The 18,522-nt window shown below is 71.5% G+C and carries 15 protein-coding genes and 1 pseudogene; 9 read left to right on the forward strand and 7 right to left on the reverse strand.

Annotated features, from left to right (window positions below):
- Window positions 1–281 precede the first annotated feature (281 nt).
- Entirely contained in the window at window positions 282–2,006 is a 1,725-nt protein-coding gene (locus tag ACI1MP_RS30955; protein WP_404869997.1) for a helix-turn-helix domain-containing protein, read from the forward strand.
- Window positions 2,003–3,757 carry a hypothetical protein gene (locus ACI1MP_RS30960; RefSeq protein ID WP_404869998.1) on the forward strand — a complete coding sequence of 585 codons (1,755 nt, stop codon included), beginning with the start codon at window positions 2,003–2,005 and terminating at the stop codon, window positions 3,755–3,757. Before ACI1MP_RS30955 ends, ACI1MP_RS30960 begins: the two co-directional genes overlap by 4 nt.
- 2 nt (window positions 3,758–3,759) lie before the next feature.
- On the opposite strand, the gene ACI1MP_RS30965 is transcribed toward ACI1MP_RS30960, so the two are convergent.
- The 4 genes and pseudogenes from ACI1MP_RS30965 to ACI1MP_RS30980 form a co-directional block, all read right to left on the reverse strand.
- Window positions 3,760–5,325, reverse strand: coding sequence for an ATP-binding protein (locus tag ACI1MP_RS30965; RefSeq protein WP_404870854.1), 1,566 nt, complete (start codon window positions 5,323–5,325; stop codon window positions 3,760–3,762).
- 14 nt (window positions 5,326–5,339) lie between these two features.
- Window positions 5,340–5,783 carry a DUF6238 family protein gene (locus ACI1MP_RS30970; RefSeq protein ID WP_359820886.1) on the reverse strand — a complete coding sequence of 148 codons (444 nt, stop codon included), beginning with the start codon at window positions 5,781–5,783 and terminating at the stop codon, window positions 5,340–5,342.
- A 13-nt stretch (window positions 5,784–5,796) separates the two neighbouring features.
- A pseudogene (locus tag ACI1MP_RS30975) lies at window positions 5,797–7,254 on the reverse strand (SCO6880 family protein).
- A 65-nt stretch (window positions 7,255–7,319) separates the two neighbouring features.
- Complete coding sequence (locus tag ACI1MP_RS30980; protein ID WP_404869999.1) at window positions 7,320–8,429, reverse strand: type IV secretion system protein; 1,110 nt, start codon at window positions 8,427–8,429, stop codon at window positions 7,320–7,322.
- Between ACI1MP_RS30980 and ACI1MP_RS30985 the strand changes: the two genes are divergently transcribed.
- Entirely contained in the window at window positions 8,410–8,568 is a 159-nt protein-coding gene (locus ACI1MP_RS30985; protein WP_189278182.1) for a hypothetical protein, read from the forward strand. The genes ACI1MP_RS30980 and ACI1MP_RS30985 overlap by 20 nt on opposite strands.
- 241 nt (window positions 8,569–8,809) lie before the next feature.
- On the opposite strand, the gene ACI1MP_RS30990 is transcribed toward ACI1MP_RS30985, so the two are convergent.
- The 3 genes from ACI1MP_RS30990 to ACI1MP_RS31000 form a co-directional block, all read right to left on the reverse strand.
- The gene (locus tag ACI1MP_RS30990) at window positions 8,810–9,508 is read right to left on the reverse strand and encodes a hypothetical protein (RefSeq protein WP_404870000.1); all 699 of its coding nucleotides are present in this window, start codon (window positions 9,506–9,508) and stop codon (window positions 8,810–8,812) included.
- Window positions 9,508–9,825 (reverse strand): DUF6112 family protein, encoded by a 318-nt coding sequence (locus ACI1MP_RS30995; protein ID WP_404870001.1) that lies wholly within the window; start codon window positions 9,823–9,825, stop codon window positions 9,508–9,510. Before ACI1MP_RS30995 ends, ACI1MP_RS30990 begins: the two co-directional genes overlap by 1 nt.
- A gap of 98 nt (window positions 9,826–9,923) precedes the next feature.
- Complete coding sequence (locus tag ACI1MP_RS31000; RefSeq protein ID WP_404870002.1) at window positions 9,924–11,090, reverse strand: C40 family peptidase; 1,167 nt, start codon at window positions 11,088–11,090, stop codon at window positions 9,924–9,926.
- 705 nt (window positions 11,091–11,795) lie between these two features.
- Between ACI1MP_RS31000 and ACI1MP_RS31005 the strand changes: the two genes are divergently transcribed.
- From ACI1MP_RS31005 to ACI1MP_RS31030, 6 genes are all read left to right on the forward strand, one after another.
- Window positions 11,796–12,569, forward strand: coding sequence for a DNA-methyltransferase (locus ACI1MP_RS31005; protein WP_404870003.1), 774 nt, complete (start codon window positions 11,796–11,798; stop codon window positions 12,567–12,569).
- 193 nt (window positions 12,570–12,762) lie between these two features.
- Entirely contained in the window at window positions 12,763–13,368 is a 606-nt protein-coding gene (locus tag ACI1MP_RS31010; RefSeq protein ID WP_404870004.1) for a DUF317 domain-containing protein, read from the forward strand.
- A 44-nt stretch (window positions 13,369–13,412) separates the two neighbouring features.
- The gene (locus ACI1MP_RS31015; protein WP_404870005.1) at window positions 13,413–14,867 is read left to right on the forward strand and encodes a DUF317 domain-containing protein; all 1,455 of its coding nucleotides are present in this window, start codon (window positions 13,413–13,415) and stop codon (window positions 14,865–14,867) included.
- Window positions 14,868–15,000: 133 nt separating this feature from the next.
- Complete coding sequence (locus ACI1MP_RS31020; protein WP_404870006.1) at window positions 15,001–15,888, forward strand: DUF317 domain-containing protein; 888 nt, start codon at window positions 15,001–15,003, stop codon at window positions 15,886–15,888.
- 232 nt (window positions 15,889–16,120) lie between these two features.
- A complete protein-coding gene (locus ACI1MP_RS31025) occupies window positions 16,121–18,082 on the forward strand; it encodes a DUF317 domain-containing protein (protein WP_404870855.1) in 1,962 nt (653 codons plus the stop codon).
- Between the two features lie 213 nt (window positions 18,083–18,295).
- On the forward strand, window positions 18,296–18,517 hold the full coding sequence (locus tag ACI1MP_RS31030; RefSeq protein WP_404870008.1) for a hypothetical protein: 222 nt from the start codon (window positions 18,296–18,298) through the stop codon (window positions 18,515–18,517).
- The last annotated feature ends 5 nt before the right edge of the window (window positions 18,518–18,522 follow it).

Genomic DNA, 18,522 nt, shown 5'->3' on the forward strand with positions numbered 1-18,522 from the left:
GAGCAGATCCTCCTGCTTCTCGGCGTCGAATGCCGATCACCGCTCGCGAGCTGCTCGACCTGGTCGTGGAGGTAGCAGAACCGGGCTTCTCGGTAGGGATGTTGGCCCCCTTCCGGCGTCTTGGCGCGGCCCTGCACACTGAGGCCGTTCTCCGGCACGACACCATGGCGCTCCCGTCCGACGCCCCCGAAAGGCGAGTGAAGCGATGAACCGACGCTCCGTCAGGTTTCGTCGTGAGATGCATATCTGACGCATCGGGTGCGACTTGAACGGACCGCAGCGTGAGCGTCACCAGCCCGCTCGGCGGTAGCGTCACCGACAGCGGCTGGTTGAGCGGCTCGCCCGTTGCGACCGAGGTCTACGACAAGGCCGGCGGCCAGGTCGTCAGCATGAGCGGGAGCACCAGTAGTGGCGAGCGAGCCACCGCGACACACAAGCAGTCCGGCGGCATGCCTGACCTCGTGGCCCGCTACCCCGCCGACCACGTCACCGCGACGGCCAAGAGCAAGCTCTCCGCCGGCAGTTGGCGCACCACCACGAGGGTCGTCATTAGCGACCCTGACAATGCCAACCGCGAACTGCAGATCGACGACAAGGGCGACGGCACCGCCGCCACTCCCGAGGTCTGCACCACCACCAGCTACGCCACCAGCGGCAACGCCGCGCTGGTCACCCTGGTGGACCGAAAGCTGTCGGTCGCGGGTCCCTGTGGTACGGCGGCGAACTCCTCCAACACCCTCAGCGACACCCGCACTCTCTACGATTCCAAGCCGTTCGGCCAGGCCGGCACGCTCGCCGAGCCGACCAGCGCCCAGACGCTGGACCACTACGACGCCTCCGGCAACCCGGTCTACGTCAACACCGCCACCACCGGGTTCGACGTGTACGGCCGCCCGGTGTCCAACACCCAGGGTGACGGCTCCACCTACGACAAGGACGGCAACCAGCTGACCGGGCGCGACCCGGCCGCTACCGCCGCCAAGTCCACCGTCGCGTTCACCCCGGCCACCGGGGCGATACCGACCAAGATCACCTCGACCGGCCCGACGGGCTGGATCTCCACCGTCGACCAGGACCCCGGTCGCAACCTGCCGCTGGTCTCCACAGACACCAACGGCCGCACCACCACTCAGCAGTACGACGGCCTCGGTCGCCTGACCGCCGTGTGGATCCCAGGCCGCGCTACCAACCTGTCCCCCAACAGCAAGTTCTCCTACGCGGTCAACGGCGTCACAGCGCCCTCAGTCGTGACCTCGCAGACCATCAACGAGATCGAGCAATACCTCACCACAACTCGGCTCTACGACGGCCTGGGCCGAGTCCGACAGACTCAAGCCAACTCGCCGACCACGATGGCCGGGCGCTTCCTCACCGACACCGTGTACGACTCGCACGGGTGGGCGATCAAGACCTCCGCCGCGTACTACGACAACACCGCCACCCCCAACGGCACGGTGTTCGTAGCGAACGACAGCCAGGTCCCCGCGCAGACCTGGACCACCTACGACGGCATGCAACTGGCATGGACCTCAAGGCACTTCAAGAACTTCTCGGGCACGAGTGGCTGTCCACGACGACCCGCTACATCCACGTCCGCAGCGACCACGTCGAACGCGCCTGGACGGCGGCCAACCAGCGGCTCGAAGCCCGCTTCGGAGAGGTGTGAACCAGTGCAGTGGAACCTGCGACTCAAAGCCGCGGAGCGCGGCATCTGGAAGTCGACCGACATGCGCCGCCGACTCGCCGAGGCCGGGCTGGAGATCAGCGCGGGCAAGATGTCCGCGCTGTGGACCGGCACGCCGGTCAGCATCCGCCTGGACGACCTGGACGTGATCTGCGCCGTCCTGGACTGCGACCCGACAGCGCTGCTGATCCGCGAGCCAGAGAAGGTCGCAGCCCGCCGGCCCACCGAGGCCAAGGCCGTCAACTCCTCCAGCAACGCGTCCGAGGCCGGCACGATCATCGCCCCGCGCTTCGGCCGACCCCGCTCGGAGCCGCCCGTATGAGCATCCAGCCACCTGCCAAGTGCCAGGTCTGCGGGATCAACCGCGTGGCCTGGACCAAGCCCCGCGTGGATGTCTGCTACACCTGCATGCCCGGCGGGCCGTTCACCCCGCCGCCGTGCCGCTCCTGCGGCTCGTCCGACTACTTCAGCCAGGGCCAGTGCACGCGCTGCCATCCCGGCGCCCCACTGCACATCGGGGCCTGCCGCGGCTGCCTCGCCTGGGGCGTCTACCGCCAGGTCAGCTGGCTGTGCTGGAGCTGCCGCTGGTGGCGAAGCCACTACGAGATCGCGGTCTGCCAGTTCTGCGACCGCGAGAGCCGGATCAACGGCCGCGGCGCCTGCCGCCTGTGCTGGGAGAACGCCCGGTTCCACCAGCAGGTCGGCCGCGCGCCGAACCTCGCCGAGGCCGCGCGCTTCGGCCAGCAGCTCTTCCTCGCCAATCTCCAGTACGACCAGACCGGTGCCGCCCGCCGGCGCGCGGCCCGCGAACGTGAGCTGCGTGAGCAGCGCCCGGCCCCTGAAGAAATCACGGTCACCGACGCCCGCCAACTTCTGCTCTTCCGCATGGCGGCGGGGCACGGCACCATCAAGCAACGGGCCCTGACCCAGCACTCGCCGCTTCTCCAGCACTGCGAGCCCGTCCTGCGCGAGCATGCCGAGCGGCACTCGTGGAGCACCCGTCAGACCAATAGCGTCGTCCACGCCCTCAAGCTCCTGGACGCCCAGCAGCAGTGGCACGGTGAGAAGATCCTCGCCAGTGATATCGCCGCCAGCATGCGCTACGGCGGGACGATGGTCTCCACCCTCGAAGTCCTCGACGCAGCACAGCTGTTGACTGACGATCGCGTGAGCGTCATCGAGCGCTACTTCGCCGAGCGTACCGTCGGCCTGCCCGAGCCCATGCTGGAGCAACTGCAGCTCTGGTTCGACATCATGCTCAACGGGAGCTCCACCGCGCCGCGTCGGCGCGCACGTACGAAGGGGACCATCAAGTGGCAGGTCCAGGGCATGGCACCCATCTGGCGCCGCTGGGCGGAGGAAGGGCACCGGTCCCTCGCCGAGATCACCCGTCAGCAGTTCATCGACGCCGTGCCGACGCAGGGCAGTAGCCGGGTCCACGCCGACCAGGGGCTGAGGTCCGTCTTCGACATCCTCAAGTCGCGCAAGCACATCTTCGCCAACCCGAGCCGAGGCGTACCCGGCGCCGTGTCCAACACCACCGTCCCCATGCCACTGGACACGGCCAAGGTCCGCGACGCGCTGAATTCGCCCGACACCACCGCCGCGCTCTCGGTCGCGCTGGTCGCCTTCCACGGCCTGACGGCCCCACAGATCTCCGCGATCCAGCTCACGGACATCGTCGACGGCAAGCTCGCCCTCGGAGACAAGAAGATCCCTCTGGCCGGCCCCGTCCTCACACGACTCGCGGCCTACCTCGACGAACGGGCGCGGACGTGGCCCAACACGCTCAACCCGCACCTGATCGTCACCCGCAAGACCGCCCCCAGAGCCATCGCCGCCAGCCGGCTCTTTGCGTTCCGCAAGGTCGATGTGAAGCCGCAGGCCCTGCGCGACGACCGGATCCTCCAGGAGATCTTCGACACCGGCGGTGACGTCCGCCGGATCTGCGACTTCTTCGGCCTCGGTATCGAGGCCGCCAACCGCTACAACGCCGCCCTCGGCCACCCCGCCCTGAACGGCACCAGCGACACCAGCGCCGGACAGCAGACGGGAACCCACGACCCCACGTAGACTCATCGCCGCACCTCGGGGCGCGAAACCGGAATCAACGGGGCGTCAGTTTTCGTGAACTCACGGGGTTTCGCATGCATCCGGGCGTCCGTGTCGAACAGGGTCAACTCGGCGCGGTGCAAGAGATGTTGGACCACGAAGCTGCGTCCGGCGACCTTCCACAGTCCGCGGCCCTTGCCGAGGGCGGCGATGGCGGCGGTCTCGACACCGCTGAGGCCGAGAAGTCCGGCGGTGGCGGCCAGCTGGTCGCTCTCCTGCCGGTAGATCACGCGGGTCGCGCAGTCGGTCAGCAGGCCCTCGGCGAGCGCCCGGGTCCGGGAGCCGGCGTCACCGGCCGACAGCAGGTCGGACAGGCGGTGGATGATCAGCATGTTTGCGATGCCCAGTCCGCGGCTCAGCTTCCACTGGCTCTGCATGCGCTCCAGCAGTGCCGCGTGCCGCATCACGCGCCACGCCTCGTCGTAGATCACCCACCTGCGACCACCGTTGGGGTCGCTGAGCGCGGCCTCCATCCAGGCGGACGCGCAGGTCATCGCCAGCGTCAGCGCGGTGTCGTCGCCCGAGGAGCCGAGCCGCGAGAGGTCGATTGTCAGCATCGGACTCTTCGGGTCGAACTCCGCGGTCGACGGCGCGTCGAACATGCCCGCCAAATCGCCGTTGACCAGTCGGCGCAGGGCATGGGCGAGGTCTTGGGCGGCTGCGCCGACGCGCCGGGTGGGATCGCCGAGCGCGGCGTCCAGGACGGCGGGCTGCCCGAGAACGGCCGCGACGTCGCCCAGCAGCGGGACCTGGCCCGTGCGCGCGCACCGGTCGACCACCGCGTCCAGCGCGATGTCCATCGCCGTGTACTCCATCGGCGCCAGGTCGCGCCGCAGGACCGTGCGGGCCAGCGAGCCGAGCAGCAGGAGCCTGCGCTTGCGAACCTCACCCGCCCAGTCCGCCGGGTCGACGCCGACCGGAGCGGGCGGCGCATCGAGCGGGTTGAGCCTTCCGTGAAGCCCCGGCCCCAGCGCGATGGTGGTCCCGCCGATCGCCTCCGCGACCGACGTCCACTCGCCCTTCGGGTCACATGGGACGTAGACGCGGTAACCAAATGCCGTGCTGCGCAAAGCGATGCTCTTCGCCAGCGCCGACTTCCCCTGGCCGATCACGCCGGCCACCAGCGTGTTCGGGTTGGTGAAGTTCTCAACCTTCCCGTACAGGGCGAAGGGGTCGAAGACGAACGACGCCTCGGCGTGGACGTCGCGGCCGATCAGGACGCCGGCTGACCCGAGGCCGCCCTCGGCGAGGAAGGGGTAGGCGGCCGAGGCGGTCGCGGTGGTCATGCGGTGCGCGGGAAGTCGCAGTCGGCCGCCGCGCAGGGAGGCGGGGCCGGGGCGTCCGGCTGCGGGGTAGGTGGGGAGGAGTTCGGCGTTCTCCTCGCGGCGGCTCTTCGGGCGGTGGGGGCGGTCGGCCTGGCGGGCGGCGCGGCGGGCGGCGGCGAGGTCGCGCTTGGCCTGGCGGCGGGCGGCGCGGTCCGAGCGGGTCGGGGTGAACAGGGGGGTGGCACTGGCGGAGCGGGGGCGCAGGAACGTTTCTCCTGTCAGACGCGAGGGGCTGTGGTCGGGGTGCCGCGGAGCTCGGAGGGGGTGGCGATCACCCGGACGCGGCCCGAGGTGGTGCTGTGGCGCTGGCAGATCACCATGTCGGGGGCGCCTTCCGGCAGCCGCAGCGCGCAGGCTTCGCGGGTGGGGCGGCGTCCGTCGGCCCGCGGGGCGCGGTGGTAGGCGTCGTGGAGGGCGTCGCAGGTCTGCCAGAGCCGGATGCGGGCGGCGTGGAGGTGGCCGGCCTCGGCCGGGGCGAGCGGCCGGGTGGTGCCGGTGTGGGTGTCGAGCAGCGCGAACAGGGCGACGCAGTGAGCGTGGAGCGCGTCCAACTCGCCGCGGGAGACGGGTTCTTGCTCCGGGATGGCGGTGTGGTGGTGGACGTCGACGCCCGCGGTCGCGAAGCGCAGGAGGCGGTGGTCGCTGGTGGGTGGGTGGTGCACGGCCGGCCTCCCGTCAGGTGCGGGCGAGCGGCAGGGCCGCCTGCGCGAACGCCTCGGCCTGCTGCCAGCGCAGGAGCCGCGGGTCCAGGCCGGTGCCGGCGGCGGCGGTCTCGATCGAGGCGCAGGCGCGGCGCAGTTCCTCCGGGGTGTCGGCGCTGACGACCACCAGGCCGGTCAGGTCGACGTCGGCGTGACCGGAGATCAGCTCGCGCTCGTGCTGCTTGGCGTCGGCGTACTCCATGCTGTCGGCCTCGGAGTCGACCTGGCCCTTGCGGACCCGCTCGGCGGCGTCGGCGACGATCGACGCCTTGGTGCGCTGCACCGCCTTGAGCGCGGCATCCAGTGCCTGCGGCCCGTAGGTGAGGGAGAGGGTGCGGCGGGCGCCGCCGGCGAAGACCAGCGGGTGGAGGAACCCGTGGGTAACCTCGGAGCGGGGCCACTGCTCGATCCAGTACACCGCATGGCAGGCCGTGTCGGTGGTCAGGCGGCCTGGTTCCTCGACGACCACGACGGGGCCGGCGGCGGCCGGGTCGGCGACGGCTTCGCCGCTCTCGGACCACTGCTCCAGGTTGGCGAGGGCCTTCGGGTCGTAGGCCGAGCGGATCACGGCGGCGATATCGCCGGTGCTGAGCCAGCCGCGGGGGTTGAGTCCGGCGTTGCGCAGCGACTGCTCGAAGCCGGGGACGAGCTGGGTCAGGACGCTGAACGCGCCGGACAGGCCGCCGCCGGCCTCGCCGATCAGGCGGCGGGCGCCCTTGAGGTCGAGGCTGATCGCGATGTACGCCTCGTGTGGGGCCGCGGTCGGGCCGGCGGCGGCGAGGAGTTCCTCGTAGACGGGGCCCGCGAGGGGGGCGTCGGGGCGGCCGTTCTCGGCCCAGTACCGGGCGAGGGCGTCGCCGCTGTCGGGGACGGTGCGCTCGATCACCTGGACGGTGGTGATGTAGCCGGTGCGGGCGAGCGAGGCCAGGCACCGGCCCCAGGCATTGACGTTGCCGGCCTGGGTGGAGGGGTCCAGCAGGGCGAACGCGCGGGAGCTGACGCGGATGACGGCGGTGAGGGTGTTCTTCTGGGGGTTGTGGATCGCGCCGAGTGTGCCGCCGGGGGCGGTAACGGCGCGCAGGCTGGCGTCGGTGCCGGGCAGGTGGAGCAGGCCGTCGCGGCGGGGCCGGGTGGCGGGCCGGGCGAGCCAGACGAGCTGGCCCTTGGCGCGGCGGAGGTAGTACCGGATGAGGATCGGGGCCCAATCTGCCACGGAGCGGCTGTGGAAGCGGACGATGACGAGGGCGGCGGCCAGGGCCCAGAGCGGGGTGGCGAGGGCGGCTCCGGCGAGTCCGGTGGCGACCATGGTGGCCAGGAGCAACGCGCCGGCGATGCCGACGACGGTGAGCTAGGCGGCGGTCAGCCCGAGCAGAACTCCCCGTCGGGATCGGCTGGGGAAACGGACGGTCGGTGTGGGAAGGTCAGCCGACAGGGGCGACTCCTTCGGTCAGGGCGGGGGCACCGGCCGGGGCGGGCGGTGGCCCCGGCCGGTGCTGGTCAGGAGGTCGGCGGCGTGGAGGGGCCGACGGGGCTGCTCGGCACCGAGGCCGAGCCGGTGGAGGCCACCGACGGGGCGGGACCAGCGGCCGAAGCTGGCGGGGCGGCAGGAGCCTGGGCGACGGTGCCACGTGCGGCGCTGAAGACCACCTGCGCGGCACCCCCGCTCCCACCGGCGGCGGCAACTGCGCTTGTGGGCTTGCCGGTTGCTCCTCCGCTCGCTCCGCCCCCGGAGGACTGGCCGGAGGCCGGGGCCCGGGAGATCAGCGGCTGGCCCTGGTCGCCGCCATACTGGGTGCGGCGGGTGATCAGCGCCTTTCCGATCGCATCGCCGCCGCCGGAGGAGGTGCCGGGGAAGCGGAAGGTGCTCTGCGACGGGGACGAGCCGTCGCCGGAGCCCGGGTTGCCGACGCTGCCGCCGGCCGGGGCATCCTGGCCGGGCACCTGCGCCGGGCCCTGCGGGGCGGCTCCGCCCATCGCTGCGCCGCCCGCTCCGCCGGCACCCGCGGTCGCGGCCATCCGGCCGGCCTTCTGGGCGGTCGCGGCACCGACCTGCAGACCGGTGGCGGTGCTGCGGTGCAGATCGTGGCCCTGCCCGCCGTCGCCCGCCCAGTGGACGAACTTGTAGATCGCCATCGGGCTGAGCAGCACCAGGGCCATGACGACGAGGCCGGCGATGATGTCGCTCAGCGCCTGGATGCCGTCCTTGGTGTCGCTCTGGCCGAGCGCGGAGACGCCGACGAGCATGATGATCGTCATGATCAGCTTGCTGAACACGACCGTGGCGGTGGCCTCGATCCAGCGGCGTCGCCAGTCGCGGGTCGGCTCCCACGCGCCGCCGGCCGCCGCGAAGGGTGCGAGTACGACGAGCACGAGAATCGTGACCTTGCGCAGGACCATCGCGCCCCAGTAGAGGATCGCCCCGGCCGCGCAACCGAGCGCCACCAGCGCAGGGATCGCCCAGCCCAGCGGTGACGTGATGCCGATCATCGATACCTTGACCAGGCGCCTGACCGCGTCGTCCATGCTGGAGTTGGCGATTTGGAACAGCCCGCGCGAGAGTGCGTCGACGATGACCAGGGAGACGCCGGTGAAGGTGATCGCCGTCATCGCGAACAGTGTGGCGCTCACCGTGCCGGTGACGGCCTGGCCGAGCGCCTGGCCATCCCGCCTCCAAGCCGCGCGGATCAGCTGGAAGATGAAGGTCATCACCAGCATGACCAGCGCGATCGGCAGGATGGTCGCGTAGTTGGTGCGGAACCACTCCGCGCCGAGGTCGACCGAGGTCGTCTTGTCGACGGCGCGGGAGGCGAGGTCGACCGCGGACTTGGCGAGGTCGCCGGCGCTCTTGGCGACCCAGTTGCCGATGGAGGCGGTGACGGAGTCGCTGACGCCGCCGACGATGACGTCGCAGAGCAGGCCGGAGCCGGGAATGTCGCAGAAACCGATGGGCGATCAGCTCCTCTGGTCGGGACCGATGGGGAAGGAGGTCAGGGGTAGACGGTGGTGGCGATGGAGGCGAGCGCGCAGTCGCGGCCCGGTCGGCACTGGACGGCCAGGGTGAGGCTGCGGTCCTCGGCTCCCCGGCCGCCGTCGTTCCAGCTGACGGTCTGCTTGCCGGTGACGGTGACGGCGTAGACGTAGGCGACGGTGAGCTGAGTCGGGTCCTTGCCGATGGCCTGCTGCCAGGCTGCGGGCAGGTGCGCCACGGCGGCTTCGCCGACGGCATGCTGACCGTTGTCGCGCATCCGGCTCCACAGGACCGGGTCCGGCAGCTGGGCGGCGAGGGCGTCCGGGTCGGCGTACTTGCTCTCGCCGGTCAGCCAGCCGCGGAGGCCGGCCAGCTGCTGAGGCTGGGTGGCGGTGCGGGTGTCGTAGCTCCACAGCGCGGTGGCGAACGCCGTCGCGAACTTGATGGGGTCGCTGGTGTGCGGCGGAGCAGCGACGACGGAGGGGCCCGGTGTCGCTCCGGCAGAGGGGGCGCGTCCGGGGCCGAGCGGCGAAACGGTCGAAGTCGCGGAAGCGGTAGGGGAGGAAGCGGAGTTGGCGGCGCTCGGGGCGCGGTGGTCGCCGCCCGCCAGCCGGGCGGTGAGCCCGGCCAGCAGGGCGACGACCACGAGCACGCCCAGGCCGATCAGCAGCCGGCGCAGCATGGTGGACTGGCCGGCGAGCGGCGAGGACTTCGGCATCAGTGGACGCTGGTCCCCACCGTCGAGAAGAAGCTGACGATGCCGTTCGCGGCACCCAGCAGGAGGGCGCAGCCCGCGGCGACCAAGGCGCCCTGCTTGCCCTTCTGCTCGCTGCCGTGCGAGCCGGTGTGGTGGCCCCAGGCCCAGACGATGCCACTGACGCAGAGCGCACCGACCACCGCGATGATCGCGAACAAGTTGATGCTGCCCACGGTGGACTTCAGGATGGACAGGCCGGGCAAGCCACCCTCGGACGGTGAGATACCAGGGTCGTACGCCAGCTGCGTGGCGGCGTCGGCGAGGTAGTAGGTGAGCAAACACACTCCACGGCTAGAGGGGCAGGAAGGTGCGCGGGCGGGCCGCGCTGGAAGGGGGTGAGGTGCGCGAAGTGCGCTGAGATGGACGGCAGTTGCCGTCAGGGGGCGATGCGGCGGGCGGCGATGATGTCGGCCTTCCACGAGGCGAGCGTGGAGATCTTGACGACATCGCCCGTCTTGGGGGCGTGCACCACGAGGCCCTGGCCGATGGCCATGCCGACGTGCTCCGGGCCGTTGGGGCCGGGTCGGGTGTACAGCAGGTCGCCCGGGCGGATGGCGTCGACGCTCACGCCGGTGCCGTTGTGGACCTGCTCGTAGGTCCGACGCTCGATGGTGATGCCGCCGACCTTGTACGCCTGCTGCGTCAGGGACGAGCAGTCGCAGCGGCCCATCGGGTCCTGGCCGTGCGCGTCGGTGCAGCTGCCGCCCCACTGGTAGGGCGTGCCCAGCTGGCCGAGCGCGAACTTGATGGCGCTCTGCACGGCAGGCGGGACATCGGTGGGGATCTGGTAGCCGGCCGGCAGGACGCCGGGCGGGATGACGCCCCAGTTCGTTCCGTCGTCGCCCCCGGTGCCGCAGCCGCTCGGCGTGGCCAGCGCGGACGGGCTCGGTGACGGCGTTGTGCCCGGAGAGGGAGTCGGCGTAGGAGCGGAACTCCCGGACAACACCTGGGAGATGGCCTGCTGCAAGGCGGTCGCCAGCGGCTCCCACTTGGCGTAGGCATCCGGATAGCCGGACCGCTGGACCTTCTGGGCCGCCACGGTGAGCGGCAGCTGCTCCCAGCCGGGAACCTCCAACAGGGCCTTGTAGAACCGGGTCGAGGCGTACACCGGGTCCTGGATCTGCTCGGCCGTGCCCCAGCCCTGCGACGGGCGCTGCTGGAGCAGGCCCAGGCTGTCGCGGTCGCCGTAGGACAGGTTCCGCAGGTTCGATTCCTGCAGCGCGGTGGCCAGGGCGATGACCTGCCCGCGGGCGGACACGTTCATCGAGATGCCCGTCGCTGTGATCGTCTTCGCGAAGGGGATCTGTACGGCCGGATTGTCCAGCCCGGCGACGAGTCCGACCTGGCCGGTCGCGCCGTCCAGGATCTTCTTGACCTGGGCGGCGACGGCCGCACTGTCCACAGGCTGTGGACCGGTGCCGGGGGTGCAGGTGTCGGACTTGGTGGAGTCGTTGGCGCTGACCGCCAGGGCGGGGAAGGCGATGGCGAACGGTGCCAGGAGCAGGCCGGCGAGACCGCCGCCGACCCACTTCTGCCAGCTCATCGTGCCCTCCGAACGTCACCTCCGGCCGCATCGGCGCAGGGGTCCGGCGGGCGGGGCTTGGGCATCCGCATCCGTGCGGTGGGGGCGAGCAAGGCGGGGGCTCCTGTCGGATCGTGCGGAGGGGTGCGGGGTGGGCCCGCCCGGCCGGGAGGCGGGCGGGCCGGAGGGAGCGGCAGCAAGCCGCGCTCGTAATCTCGAAAAAGGCATGGATGTCCCCTGGTAAGGGTTGGGTGGAATTCGCTTGCGGCGGCCGACGGTACCGAATCGCGGACTCGCAACCTAAAACGGTGCGGCGCCAACGATCCGGGGTATACCGGCGGCCTGCCCGGCGGACGCTAATGCCTTCTCGGCTCGCAACCAAAAACGGGTAGCTGGTCGGCATGCAGGTAGAAGGTGGTTTTCCGTCGGGGTGCCTCACCGTAGAACTGGACCGGCTCGGAACCTAAAACGGGATTCCGGGCCGGGTGATCTCCGGGGGTGCGGCAGACGATAGGCGGAGTGCGGCTCGCAACCTAAAACGATCTTCGCCAGGGTGGCTCGGGGTGCGTTTTAGGTTGCGAGCCGCACCTGGGCTAGGTTCCTGACGTAGCCGCAGCCCGAGTGTTCCGGAGCCGCCCGCCGGACTTCTGCCGCCCGCCGAAAGGCCAGGTAATTCCGCCGGTTGCCGTTGCTGCCCCATCCCCGACCAGGAGGTCAGCCCGCCCCTTGCCCTACGAAATCCATCAGGGTGACGCCCTTGTCCGACTCGCCGCGATCCCTTCGAACTCCGTCGATGCCGTGATCACCGATCCGCCCTACAATTCGGGTGGGCGCACCGCCCAGGAGCGGACCGGACGAACGGCGCGAGCGAAGTACACCTCGAACGACGCTGCCCACTCCCTCGCTGATTTCCCCGGCGAGAACAAGGACCAGAGGAGTTACACGTACTGGTTGTCCCAGCTCCTGGCCGAGTCCTATCGCGCGACCAAGAATGGCGGCGTCGCCCTCGTTTTCACCGATTGGCGCCAGCTGGCCGCAACGAGCGACGCACTGCAGGCCGGCGGCTGGATCTGGCGTGGCGCACTCGCTTGGTACAAGCCCGCCGCCAGGCCGCAAAAGGGTCGATTCACCCAGCACTGTGAATTCGTGCTGTGGGGGAGCAAGGGCCCGATCGACGGCGACGCCCACCCCGTCTACCTGCCCGGCCTCTATACCGCCTCCCAGCCCAGGAGCGGTCGGGTCCACATCACCCAGAAGCCCGTCTCGGTGATGCGGGAGCTGGTCAAGATCTGCCGCCCCGGCGGCACCGTACTCGACGTGTGCGCAGGCAGCGGCAGCACCGGAGTCGCCGCCCTGCTGGAGGGCCGCAACTTCATCGGCGTGGAGGTCACCCCGCACTACGCCGGCATCGCAGAGCAGCGACTCGCTGAGACCGAGCGGCAGATCGCCGAGGGCGCGACCGACCCTGACTCCGAGGCCGTCGAGCCGACCGAAGCCTGACCGCGCCAGCCGGGCCGCCGCCCGCGCGGCGGCCCGGTCCCGCTCCGAGCCTGAAGGAGATGACCTGTTCAAGAAGTACGGTGACCCGTCGACCTACTGGGACGCCGCCGGCAGGCCGCCCGACGGCCTCGACCGGGCGCTGCAGCCCCTGCTCGACCTCGGCGCCCACCTCACCCGCGCCGCGAAGAACACCATGGTCATCACCCCCGACCACCGGATCCACGTCGGCTACGTCTTCCCGCACTGGAGCTGGCCCTCCTGGCGGGTGCTCGTCCACGACGAGCCGTTCGAGCAGCCACTCTGGGGTGCACACCTCAACCGGAACACGCCCATCGAGGTCGTGGCCGCGGTCACGGCGACGGTCGCCCGACTCCACCAGGAGAAGCACCCACTGTTCGACTTCTGGGGCACCGCCGACCCGGCCTCCGCCCTCGACGGCTTCGCCGACGCGGGGTGGCAGAGGTCGCCCGGGCTGCGCGCCTACCCGTTCCGCTACCGGGCTGCCAACGGCGACAGGGCATTGGCCACCCACCACAACCGTGCCGGTCGGATGCTCGATCCGTTCCAGTCGGGCCAGGACGGCTGCTGGGACATCGACGGCGTCAAGGACGGCCGGTTCTGGTCGATCTCGGTGAGCGAAGCAGCCCCCGCGCCGGTCCTGACCGCCCTGGTCGACGCAATCACCCGGGTACACGACGCCCCTAACATCCTGCGCCCGGTGCTGTATCCGCCCGGTAGCACCGCAGCACTGGCCGGCACCGGTGCCGCAGGCGAGCCCGCACGGAAGGAGGCCCCCTGAGCACCCCCACCCCCGACCTCGAAGTGGTGGTCACACCAGGCCACTTGGCCGGACCGGGCGACGCCGAAGCAGCCCTCGCCCGTTTCCTCGAAACGTCCCCCACCTGGGGCCGCTACAGCCCGGGGCAGGACACCACCGTCGCGCTGCACGAGTCCCTCCTCGCCGCGATCGAACTCGACCACGACACCAGCACTGGGCCCCGCTGGACCATCGCCGCGTACGCCTCGCCCGTCGGCAAGCGGACCTGGCACGCGACCTTCTGCACCCGCACCCCGGTCGAGGTCGTCACCGCGGTGGTCGAGCGCCTCTCCCACACCCTGACCGCGACCTCCGAGACGGTGCGCGACGAACTCCTGTGGGGCCGCCGATCGCTGGACGACACCATCGCGGCCGACCTGGAAGCCGCCGACGAACCGTGGTCGCGGGAGACCAGCCCTGTCCACGGCGTCTACAGCTGCACCCGCCCCGACGCCACCGCCGGCATCGCCGTCAACCACAACATCGGCGACATCCGCGGGATCGGTCCGACCGTCACCGTCTGGGGCGGCCCCCGCGGCTACCCCAGCGAGCGCTGGCATGCCGTCTTCGCCAGCCACACCCCCACCGCCCTCATCAGCGCCGCGCTCGACGAGGTCGTCAACCCCCTGCCGGCGCTCCGCCAGCGCCTCCAGATCCCCGCCGCCAACCGCACCCAGGTCCACCTCGAACCGCGTCATCGCCGCAACCTCCCACCCGCCCGCGGCCAGCAGCCCACCCGCGAAGACCAGGGCGAGGCACCAGCCGAGCCCGGACCGGCGGACCCCGGCCGAGCCGGCCCGAACGCGGTCACCATCCGACGCACCGACGACGACGCGATCACCGCGACCGGCGGGGACGAGCGCACCGCCTTCCTCATCGGCACCACCGGGTTCGCCCCCACCCCCGGGCGCTCGAACCACTACACCCTGCCCGCCAGCCACCCCCGGTACGAGGAGAACGAGATCGCCACCGACGCGGCCGTCCTCCTCGCCACCGCCGGGTACGACGTCACCCTCGGCCCCACCCTCGGCGTCCGCCTGTCGCCACAGCCCTTCGTCCCCGTTACCGGAGAGCTCCTGCCGAGCAACACCGCGGAACGGCTGGCCGAGGGTATCGACGAGGTCACCACCCGCCTGCTGCGTGCCACCGACCCGGCTGAGGTGCGCAGGGCGGCTGGCGTCATCACCGGGGAGGGCGGCGTGCTGGACCGCAGCGCCAGGGTTCTGCGGGCGGCCGGCGGCTGGGCCCTCCACCACCGCGTTAGTGGAGACGCCGGTGAAGCGCTCCGGTTGACGGCCGAGATCGTCGCCTCCGGCCGGGAAGCGGCCGACCATGCAGTCGGCCGCCTCGGCACCGCCCACTCACCGCGGTCCGCAGCAGCCCGCACCCGAACCACGCCGACCGCACTTCCTACGGTCACCGGCCCGCTCGGCCACACAGGAGCGCCAAGCCACGACGGCCCGCGGCCGAAGTCCCGCTGACCCCCGCACCGACCCCCACGAGGCCCCGTCCATGCCCGACGACGTTCAGGTCGCCGCTTCCCCCGCTCCATCGCGCCTGCCGCAGTGACGGTCCGACCGCGCACCACATGAACCCGCCTACTTGGAGCAGTAGTTGACCACGGTCAATCCCCACTGGGCCAAGCGGGCCCGCGAACGACCCTGGCAGCAGGTCCGCATCACCCCAGCCCTGTACGCCGGCCCCACCCGGGACATCGAGCGCGCGATCCGGCCGCTCACCGACGCGGGAGCCGTACGCCTCGACGACGGCCGCGGCAACCAGCTGATCATCTCCACCGACGGCCGAATCCGGCTCGGACTCGAGCCGGAGGGCGGCGACGTGATGGGGAAGGTCGCCGTCCATGAACGCCCCTTCCGCCCGCCGCTGTGGACCGTCAGCCTCACCGAGAACACGCCGATCGAGGTCGTCGAGGCCATCACCACCGAGCTGGCCGACCGGCTGCGCACCGGCAGGCGGCTCACCGGGGGCGCTGCCGACGACGAGTGGCGCACCCCCCTCCAGGCCCACGGGTGGACCCTCATCTGGGACGCCGCGGCGGGCACTGAGACGGCGTTCGCCGAGCAGAGCCCGCAGGACAGGATCGTCCTCAACACCCAGGCGGTCCTCGACCCGGATGAGTGGGAGGAGGCCGGGCAGGAGGGATTCTGGAGCGTCGACATCGCAGGCGACTTCGACGGCTGGTCCGCCGCAGCCAGCATCTGCACGCCGGACCAGATCCTGCACACCATGGTCAGCGCGATGCTCGCCCCCGCCATCCGTGACATCGGAGACCTCGGCGACCTGGCCGTCGGCGCGGCGGTCGTCGGCGCCGCCGAACTGACGGAGATCCCCTCCAGCCCGACGCCGCTGGACACCCACCGCGCCCGAGCCGCCCGCACGACCTCCCCGACCCGCGCCGCCGCCGACTCCACCCGGATCGCCTTCTCGGCTTCCGCGCCCTTCTCGCAGCCGGCCTCTGGGCCGGGGCCGCGCTACCGCTGAACACTGGGGTGCGGCTGCGAGGCGGCCACCCCGCGGCCCGTCGCCGATCCCGAACCAGCAGCCCGCTCCGCCACCGTCACCCACGACCCCAGCCGCTGACAGCCCCCGAGGAACCGCCATCCCCGAAACCACGATCTACGTCACCCCTGCCTACCTCGCCGGGGCCAGCCACACCAACCGGGTCTTCGACCGCCTCGTCCAGCAGGGCTGGGGCCGCAGCACCGACGACGACCTGGGCCAGGAGTTCGCCTGGAGCCCGAACCACCGCTTCCGCATCGCGGACGGCCAGCTCGACCCCGGCTCCGCCTGGCGGATCACGGCCGCCCCGGAGCCCCTCGGCGTGCCGGCCTGGATGGCCGGCTTCTCGACCGAGACGCCGCCCGAGATCATCATGGCCGTCACCGACGTACTCGCCCGCACCGGGGCCACCATCGACTGGACGGGCGAGTCGCACCCCGCCCTCCAGCAACCGACCGACCGGCGGGCCCTGATCCGTACCCTCGCCGACGCCGGCTGGCGCAGCACCTACCGCGACGGTGTGCTCGACCTCGAAGCTCCCGACGAACTCGCCCGAGTCCAGGTCCGCCTGGACCCGCCCGGCGATCCGGACGACCTCATGGCCCACCCCCACCTGTACGTGGAGATCGGTCCGCGGGGCTCCGGCGGCTACCCGCCCTACTGGCAGGCCATGGTCACCACCAACGCCCCCGCGGTCGTCGTCGACGCCCTCACCCGGGCCCTCACCAACCCCACCCCCCTGCAGCGCGACCGGGACTGGATGGACGAGGAACTCCTGGCCCACCTCGGTCACCGGACGGAGGCCGGCCCAGCCGCCGCCAGCCCGTACACCGAGACGGACCTGCGGGAAGCGGCGGCCGAGCTGTGCGAGGAGGCCCTGGAGGAGGTCGAACACCTCGACTTCGTACCCGAGTGGTACATCGTGGACCGGGTCATCCCCAGCAGCCGGAGCCGCACCCCAACAACCTGGGGCCAACTTCCCTCGGAGCAAAGGGCCCTGGCGTGTTTGCTGGTGGAAGACATGGTCATCGCGGCGGCAGCGAGTGCACCGGCGCTCCTCGACCTGGACCTCGGCGCCAACCTCGACCCGCGGACCGCAAGCCGAAAGCCGACACCTCCCCTCACCGCGGCACTGAGTGAACTCCCCTTCAACATCAGCGACCTGAAGGACGCGGCAGCCTACGCCGCCGCGGCGCAGATCAACGGGACCGACCTCAGCGGGATCGCCGAAGCGCTGCACGACCGGCCGGTCGGCGACGGCACCACGTGGACCTGGGGATCGCTGCCGACCGCCCAGCACGAGCAGGCGCTCCATGCGATCGACCGTCTGCTGACCGGGGCCGCCGCGCGCACCCCGGAGCTCTTCGCCCCGGACGTCAGGCCCGCGCCGCTGGCCATCGTCGCCCCGGTCTACCTCGCCGGCCCCGGCCACGACCGCACCGCTGCGGCCAAACCCTTGACCGGCCGGGGCTGGACCACCGAGAAGCAGGGCCCCACCACGGTGTACACCAGCCCGTGCCGGCGGCTGCGCGCCCAGTCGACCACCGACGACACGGGGACGAGCTGGACTGCGTCCTTCAACTACCTGCTGAGCGGCGAGGAGGTCTGGCGGGTTACCGCAGACCCCCGCACCCCGCCGGAGATCGTGACCGCCCTGCACACCGCGCTTGCCGCCAACCCGAGCGAGTTGATCCGGACCGCCGGGAACGCCGAGGACGGTCTCGTGCCGATCATCTCCGCCGGCTGGCACGACAACAGCACCCGCGAACACCTGATTTGGGACGCACCGGGCGGCGAGATGGCCAGCGTTTACCGCTGCACCGCCCCCGCCGGGCAGATGTTCGTCGGGGAGAGCCGCGCCTGGCAGATCAGCGGCGGCAGCGAAGCCGAGGGCTGGACCATCGAGATGTCGGAGAACATCCCGGCCCCGCTCCTGGAAGCCGTCACCGCCGCGATGGCCGACCCGGCGCCGGTGGCCCGCCTCGGCCGTGACCTCACATCCGAGCACCTGCTGTGCCTCGACGTCCGCCCCCTCGTCCCCAAGGCCCCGCCCGGTCCGTCCGCGCGGTCGCTGGCCGCTCGCACCCGCGTCGGTCTCTCACAGCTGGCACCGGCTGCCAGCCGCTCGACTGCCGCCTCCAACCCACCCGACCAGCTCCGGCAGCCGGCCCGCTGACCACCGCGAGCGGCACCTGCGCCCGAACCCACGACCGATGCGGCGCGCCTTCGAGTCCCATTCGGCCACCACCCGCCGAACCCGCTGAACCCTCCACCGCCACCACGGAACAGACTCCACAAGGGACACGGCCTGATTACCACCGCCACCACCGCTCTCGACACCATCGAACGGATCGCCCGCGCTGCCGCCTACCCGCCCACCCAACGGATCATGATCCGCGGGCTGCTCGACACACCCGGCTCGTACGCTGCCCTTGCTGCTGCCGTCCACCGCGACGACCTCCGCCCGACCGCACTGGCCGCCATCCGCTCCCTCATCGAACAGGACATCGACGCGGGCCGACCCTGGCCCTCCGAAGCCGCTCGCTGGCTCAGCCGCGCCAACGCGGACTGGCGGACCAGCGCGGCGCTGGTCAACCGCTACGGTCTCTAGCCGAG

The sequence above is a fragment of the Kitasatospora griseola genome (assembly GCF_044999035.1).
In the GTDB taxonomy this organism is placed as follows: Bacteria; Actinomycetota; Actinomycetes; order Streptomycetales; family Streptomycetaceae; genus Kitasatospora; species Kitasatospora griseola.

Bases quoted from the DNA above. Each gene is read 5' to 3' on its own strand.
- ACI1MP_RS30980 (WP_404869999.1), bottom strand. From the start codon at position 8,429: ATGACGGCGATCACCTTCACCGGCGTCTCCCTGGTCATCGTCGACGCA.
- ACI1MP_RS30990 (WP_404870000.1), bottom strand. From the start codon at position 9,508: ATGCCGAAGTCCTCGCCGCTCGCCGGCCAGTCCACCATGCTGCGCCGG.
- ACI1MP_RS30960 (WP_404869998.1), top strand. From the start codon at position 2,003: ATGAGCATCCAGCCACCTGCCAAGTGCCAGGTCTGCGGGATCAACCGC.
- ACI1MP_RS31030 (WP_404870008.1), top strand. From the start codon at position 18,296: ATGATCCGCGGGCTGCTCGACACACCCGGCTCGTACGCTGCCCTTGCT.
- ACI1MP_RS31000 (WP_404870002.1), bottom strand. From the start codon at position 11,090: ATGAGCTGGCAGAAGTGGGTCGGCGGCGGTCTCGCCGGCCTGCTCCTG.
- ACI1MP_RS31010 (WP_404870004.1), top strand. From the start codon at position 12,763: ATGGTCATCACCCCCGACCACCGGATCCACGTCGGCTACGTCTTCCCG.